The sequence below is a fragment of the Nocardia sp. NPDC005978 genome, assembly GCF_040614455.1.
Taxonomy (GTDB): domain Bacteria; phylum Actinomycetota; class Actinomycetes; order Mycobacteriales; family Mycobacteriaceae; genus Nocardia.
Map to the genome: position 1 here is coordinate 57,161 of NZ_JBEXUS010000046.1, position 6,034 is coordinate 63,194.

Annotated in this window: 5 protein-coding genes; 1 reads left to right on the forward strand and 4 read right to left on the reverse strand. The window is 71.1% G+C overall.

Features of this window, described 5'->3' with window-relative positions; all coding sequences use genetic code 11:
• Positions 1-47 precede the first annotated feature (47 nt).
• Complete coding sequence (locus tag ABZ319_RS21690; RefSeq protein WP_354988260.1) at positions 48-1,556, forward strand: amidase family protein; 1,509 nt, start codon at positions 48-50, stop codon at positions 1,554-1,556.
• Between the two features lie 109 nt (positions 1,557-1,665).
• Here ABZ319_RS21690 and ABZ319_RS21695 read toward each other — a convergent pair whose 3' ends face one another.
• The 4 genes from ABZ319_RS21695 to ABZ319_RS21710 form a co-directional block, all read right to left on the reverse strand.
• Complete coding sequence (locus ABZ319_RS21695; protein ID WP_354988261.1) at positions 1,666-2,562, reverse strand: LysR substrate-binding domain-containing protein; 897 nt, start codon at positions 2,560-2,562, stop codon at positions 1,666-1,668.
• A 439-nt stretch (positions 2,563-3,001) separates the two neighbouring features.
• Positions 3,002-3,556 carry a hypoxanthine phosphoribosyltransferase gene (gene hpt / locus ABZ319_RS21700; RefSeq protein ID WP_354988262.1) on the reverse strand — a complete coding sequence of 185 codons (555 nt, stop codon included), beginning with the start codon at positions 3,554-3,556 and terminating at the stop codon, positions 3,002-3,004.
• Between the two features lie 16 nt (positions 3,557-3,572).
• Positions 3,573-4,523 carry a tRNA lysidine(34) synthetase TilS gene (gene tilS / locus ABZ319_RS21705; protein WP_354988263.1) on the reverse strand — a complete coding sequence of 317 codons (951 nt, stop codon included), beginning with the start codon at positions 4,521-4,523 and terminating at the stop codon, positions 3,573-3,575.
• 538 nt (positions 4,524-5,061) lie between these two features.
• A partial coding sequence (locus ABZ319_RS21710; RefSeq protein ID WP_354988264.1) for a zinc-dependent metalloprotease occupies positions 5,062-6,034 on the reverse strand: 973 nt, incomplete at its 5' end.

Genomic DNA, 6,034 nt, shown 5'->3' on the forward strand with positions numbered 1-6,034 from the left:
ACAGCGGATCACCCGATTTCGACACGAGGCGACGGGGGAACACCAGCATGTACGACGAGGGCACCGCGCTAGCGGACCGCACGGCGGTGAACGGGGTACTGATGACCATGGACGACTCCACCGGCGCGAACATCGACCACGAGCCGCTCGACCGCACCGATGCCCATCCGGCGAGTTCCGCCCCCGATTCCTCCCCCTTCCTCGATCCGCTACCGCCCGTGGACGCCACCACCGCGACCGGAATCGCCGCCGCCGTGCAGCAGGGTTCGGTCACCGCCGAGCAGATGGTGCGAGACGCCCTCGACCGGATTCACGCTCGCGACCGGAAAGTCAACGCGTTCAGCGTGATTCGCACCGAGGCCGCGCTCGCCGAGGCTCGCGCGCTGGCCGACCGGCCGGACCTGGACATGCTGCCGCTGGCGGGGGTGCCGGTGGTGGTGAAGAACAACGTCGACGTCGCGGGCGAGGTCACCCGGGCCGGGTCGCTGGCGGGCGACGGCCTGCCCGCCGCCGCGGATCACCCGGTGGTGCGGCGCCTGCGCGCGGCGGGCGCGGTGGTCGTCGGGCTGACCAGCGTCCCGGAACTCGGGCTGTGGGGCGTCACCGATTCGACCGAGGGCATCACCCGCAGCCCCTGGAATCAGCGGTTCAGCGCGGGCGGCTCCTCGGGCGGTTCGGGGGCGGCGGTCGGCGCCGGCATGGTGACCCTCGCGCACGGCAACGACGGGCTCGGCTCGGTGCGCATTCCGGCGGCGTGCTGCGGCGTGGTCGGGCTCAAGCCCGGGCGCGGCCTGGTGCCCGCCGAGGTCGGGGTGGATTCCTGGGGCGGCATGACCGAAAACGGTGTGCTGGCAACGACTGTCGCCGACGCGGCGCTCATGCTGTCGGTGCTCGCCGATCGTGCGGCGCTGGCCGATCTGGAGCAGCCGCCGACCCTGCGCATCGGCCTGGCCACCGCCCCGCCGCTGGCCCTGGGCCGGGTAGATCGCGCCTGGACCACCGCGGCGGATCGGGCCGCCGCGGCCGCCGCGCGCGCCGGGCACACCATCGGCGTATCCGAACTCCCGTACCAGGGCGCGACTTTCGCGCTCATGCTGCGCTGGGTGGCCAACGCCGCACGCGAGGCCGCCGCGGTCCCCTACCCGGAGATGCTGCAACCGCGCACCCGCACCCACGTGGCCCTGGGCAAGCTGGCACTGCGCAGCGGTCTGGTGCGGGCCGCGCAGGTCGATCGGATCGAGGCCCGCCTGCTCGATTACTTCGAGCGCTACGACGTGGTCGTCACCCCCACCCTGGCCACCGCGCCGCCGCGCGCGGGCCGCTGGCACCGCCGTCCCTGGCTCGCCAATGTGGTTGCGAACGTGAGCTATTCCCCGTTCACCCCGCTGTGGAACCTGGTCGGCTGGCCCGCCATCTCGGTGCCGACCGGGCTGCATCCGCGCACCGGCATGCCGCTGGCCGCCCAGCTCGCCGGTCCGCCCGGCAGCGAGTCGACCCTGCTCCGCCTGGCCGCCCAGATCGAGTCGACGCTCCCCTGGCGGCGCACCTGCCCCTGAGGCGGGCACACGAAAAAGGCAGTCCCCCACGGGGACTGCCTTTTCTGTCGGAACCACGATCGGCAGTGGCCTTGCCTCCGACTCGAGGCCACTACCGCGCGGGTGCTGCCTAGGCGGACTGCCCCGACGTAGCGGGAACCCGGACCGCGAAACCGCCGTCGAGCACGCGGGCCGCGAACTCGAGGATGGTCGGACGGTCGTCATCCGCGCGCCAGGCGACGGCGAGTTCGCAGGGGGCCAGGCCGGCCACGGGGCGGGCGGTCAGGCCGGGCCAGCGGTACATCGGGACGTTGTTCTCGGCGAGCAGGCAGACACCCAGGCCGAGGGAGACCGCCTCGAGGCGCTCTTCCGCGGTGGCCGCTTCCGCGCCGATCTTGGCCTGGCGGCCGTTGCGGGCGTCGGCGCCGAGCCAGAAATCGCGGGCCGCACCGGCTTCGGCGGGCATGGCGATGAAGGGCTCGTCCACCAGATCCGCGAACTCGATGGTCTCCTGACCGGCGAGCGCGTGGTTCTCCGGCAGCAGCACCCAGCGCGGCTCGGTGCGCAGCACCTGCCACCGGTAGCGACCGGTGTCGGGTACGGGCAGCCACATGAGCGCCAGGTCCGCCTGGCGCCCGGCCAGGCCGCTGGACGGGTCGGTCCAGGACGCGGAGTGCAGGGCGAGCCGATGGCCGCTGGCGCTCTCCAGGTCGGTGATCAGGCCGCGTCCGATGGACGACTGGATGCCGACGCGCAGCACCTCACCCGCCTCCTGGAGTGCGACGTTGGTGACTTCCCACAGCTCCAGAATGCGGCGTGCGCCTTCCAGGAGTTCCTTGCCCGCGACAGTGAGCGCGACGCTGCGCTGATTGCGGTCGAACAGGACCACGTCGAGCTGGCGTTCGAGCTGCCGAATCTGCCGGGACAGGGTCGGCTGTGCGATGTGCAGCCGCTGGGCGGCGTTGGTGAAGTGCAGTTCCTCAGCGACGGCGACGAAATACCGCAGGTCGCGCAAATGCGGGTCCATAGCCCCTTGCTATCAGAATCGGTCTTGAATTACCAGCCGTATCTGGTTCGAAAGTCGGAAATCGACTCAGAAAACAGCCATCAGGTTTGTTACAGAGAGCATAGGGGCAGGCCGTAACATTCCGGTAACCGGTGGGGCGAATTCCTGGCCATTCCCGCTCGTGGCGGAGGCGGGAATTCATGCAGGTATGTGACCAGCAGTAACACACACCACGCTACACACCCCCGCCGACCGGCGCGACTCGAGCGCGGCCGCCCAGCAACGCCCTCGGGTTAACCGGATCACAGCGCTCGGCCGACGAACGTGAGTTTCGTCACAGGAAGGGCGAATCGGCCGCGGAATGACGCGCCGCACACCCCGAACCGACGACGTCGCCCGCCGGAAACGAGCGGCGGGCGGGTGCGGGAGATCGGACCGGACGGGCGGGCGCCCGGACGGACTAGCCCCCGTAGACGTTCGGATGCAGGGTGCCGATGTACGGCAGATCGCGATAGCGCTCGGCGTAATCCAGGCCGTAACCCACCACGAACTCGTTCGGGATGTCGAAGCCGACCGCCATGACGTCCACCTGGGTGCGCAGCGCGTCCGGCTTGCGCAGCAGCGTGACCACCTCGAGCGAGGCGGGATTGCGGCTGGACAGGTTGCGCAGCAGCCACGACAGCGTCAGCCCGGAGTCGATGATGTCCTCGACGATCAGCACATTGCGGCCCGCGATGTCCTTGTCGAGATCCTTCATGATGCGCACGACACCCGAGGAGGAGGTCGAGGAGCCGTACGAGGAGACGGCCATGAACTCCATCTGGGTCGGCACGGTGAGCTTCTTGGCCAGATCGGTCATGAAGAAGATCGCGCCCTTGAGCACCCCCACCAGCAGCAGATCACCCTCGGGTGCGTCGGCGGGATAACGCTTGGCTACCAGAGCCGCGAGCTCGTCGACCTTCGCCGCGATCTCTTCTTCGCTGATCAGCACCGACGCGATGTCGTCCCCGTACACGTCCGCTGGTATCCCTTCACTGATGGTGTCGACCGCCGTCGGTGTCGACGCGGTCCCAGCCAAGTATGAGCGTGCCATGTTCACGCGCGGCAACCAACCTCGTCCCACTCGGTGAACCGCCGAGCGCCACCCCGCCCTGCCCGCGCCATCGCGTGACCAGCGCGTCGACCGCTCGTAAATTGCTGTCCGTCAATGATTTTGCGCCACCCTCGTGCAACCAGGCGCGAATGACGCGGCGGCGAATCGCGGCCGGCGCAGTGGCGAGCGTCTCGATCTCGAGCCCGCGCCCATTACGGGACGCGGTCAGCAAACTTTCAGCGAGCGCGTCCAGCACGTCGCCGTCCTCCCGCAGCTGCGCCGCGGTGCGGGCCAGCGCCGGGGCCACGCCCCCGTGCAGCACCTCCTCCAGCAGCGGCAGCACCTCGGTCCGCAGCCGCACCCGGGTGAACTCGGGCGCGAGATTGTGCGGGTCCTCCCACGGCGTGAGCCCGGCGTCCGCGCACAGCTGCCGCGTCACCGCCCGCCGCACCCCGAGCAGCGGCCGCCCCCACGGCTCGTCGAACTCGGCCATCCCCCGAATCGACCGCCCACCCGACCCCCGCGACAGCCCCAGCAACACCGTCTCGGCCTGATCGTCGAGGGTGTGCCCGAGCAACACCGGCAGCCCGTCGCGCGCCCGATCCAGCGCCTCGTACCGCGCCCGCCGCGCGGCCGCCTCCGGCCCGCCCGCCCGCCCGACCTCGACCCGCAACACCCGCGCCGACCGGCACCCCAGCGCCAGCGCGGCCGCCGCCGCGCCCTCGGCGACCTCCGCCGACCCGCCCTGCAATCCGTGATCGACCACGAGCGCGTCCACCCCCTCGGCTTCGACCACGGCTGCGGCGGTCAGCGCCAGCGAATCCGCACCCCCCGACAACCCCACGGCCACCGCCCTCCCGGCCGCGTACCGCCCAACCCACTCCCGCACCGCATGCCGCGCCGCCAACACGGCTCGCGTCTCAGGCAGTCGCCGACGGTCACTCACCCCCCGATCGTCGCACGCCCACCCGCCACCCCCACCGGTACCGGGCCCACGAAGCCCGCCCCCGCTGAACGCGTGCGCACGCAAACCCACCGACGCCTTCGGTCCCGCGCCCAATGGGTTGGCCGACCCGACCGAGGCGGTCGTAAACACGCTCGAACGAGCCGCACACGGCCGACAGGTCGGCCCGAAGACAGAAGCCTTACGGCGTTGCGCCAGCCAACAACTGATCTCGCACCGACCGGGGTAACTCCCCGAGTACGAACCCGACCACGCGTATCCGCGAGCGGCCGAAGCACCGGCGGCACCACCCAACTCATGCCCGCGGGCTGGAGTCTTTCGGCGTTGCGCCAGGCGACAACTGATCTGGCACCGGTCGGGGTAACTCCCCGGGTACGAACGAACCCGACCACCACGTATCCGCAAGCGGCCGACGCAACGGTCGCACCGCCTAAGTCTGGCTTTGATTCCCGGAGAGGCGGTCCTAGCCGAGGACCCGGGTCACCCAGAGTTGGGGATCGCTGATTTCCGCTGGGCGGGGCAGGGTTTCGGCGTTGGTCCAGATCGTGTTGAAGTGGTCCATGCCCACGGTGTTCACCACCTCGTCCACGAACGCCTTGCCGCGCACGTACTGCGCGACCTTCGCGTCCATGCCGAGCAGCGCCCGCAGCAGGCGCTGCAGCGGGTTGCCTGGGCGCTGGCGGCGCTGATCGAAGGCCGAGCGGATCCGGGCCACCGAGGGCACCACGGCCGGGCCGACCGCGTCCATCACGTGATCGGCGTGGCCTTCGAGCAGGGTGCCGAGCATGAGCAGCCGGTCCAGCGCCTCGCGCTGGGGTTCGGCCTGGGTGGCGCGCAGCAGGCCGACTATGCCGCCCGCCGGATCCTGCTCACCGCGCCGGCGATCCTTCACCGCCTCCAGCAGCCGGCCGAGCATCTCCTGGAACGGCTCGTCACCGGCCTCGCCGAGCAGCTCCACATTGCGCTGCATGTACTCCGCCAGCCACGGCGCGGAGGAGAACTGCACCCGGTGCGTCACCTCGTGCAGGCACACCCACAGCCGAAAGTCGCTGGGCGGCACCCCGAGTGCGCGCTCGACCGCCATGATGTTGGGCGCGACCAGCAGCAGGGTCCCGTCCGGCCCGCTGAACGGGTCGTACTGGCCCAGGATCGCGGTGGAAAGGAACGCCAGCATGGCCCCGGCCTGCACGCCGCCGGGCTTGCCGGCGAACCGGCCCTGTTCGGCCGGATCGACCCCGGTCCCGGTGAGCTGGGCCATGGAATCGGCGGCCGCGGAGATCCAGCCCGGCCGGTCCACCACCCGTGCCGCCGGAACAGCGCCGTCGTCGATGAGCCCGCTCACCTCGCGCACCGGGCCCTCGGCCCGGATCGAGGCGGCGGACAGCTCGGCGACGGCCTGTTCGGCGGCGTGCCGCGTGGTGCGCGGGCCCGCGGGC

Bases quoted from the DNA above. Each gene is read 5' to 3' on its own strand.
- ABZ319_RS21690 (WP_354988260.1), top strand. From the start codon at position 48: ATGTACGACGAGGGCACCGCGCTAGCGGACCGCACGGCGGTGAACGGG.
- ABZ319_RS21695 (WP_354988261.1), bottom strand. From the start codon at position 2,562: ATGGACCCGCATTTGCGCGACCTGCGGTATTTCGTCGCCGTCGCTGAG.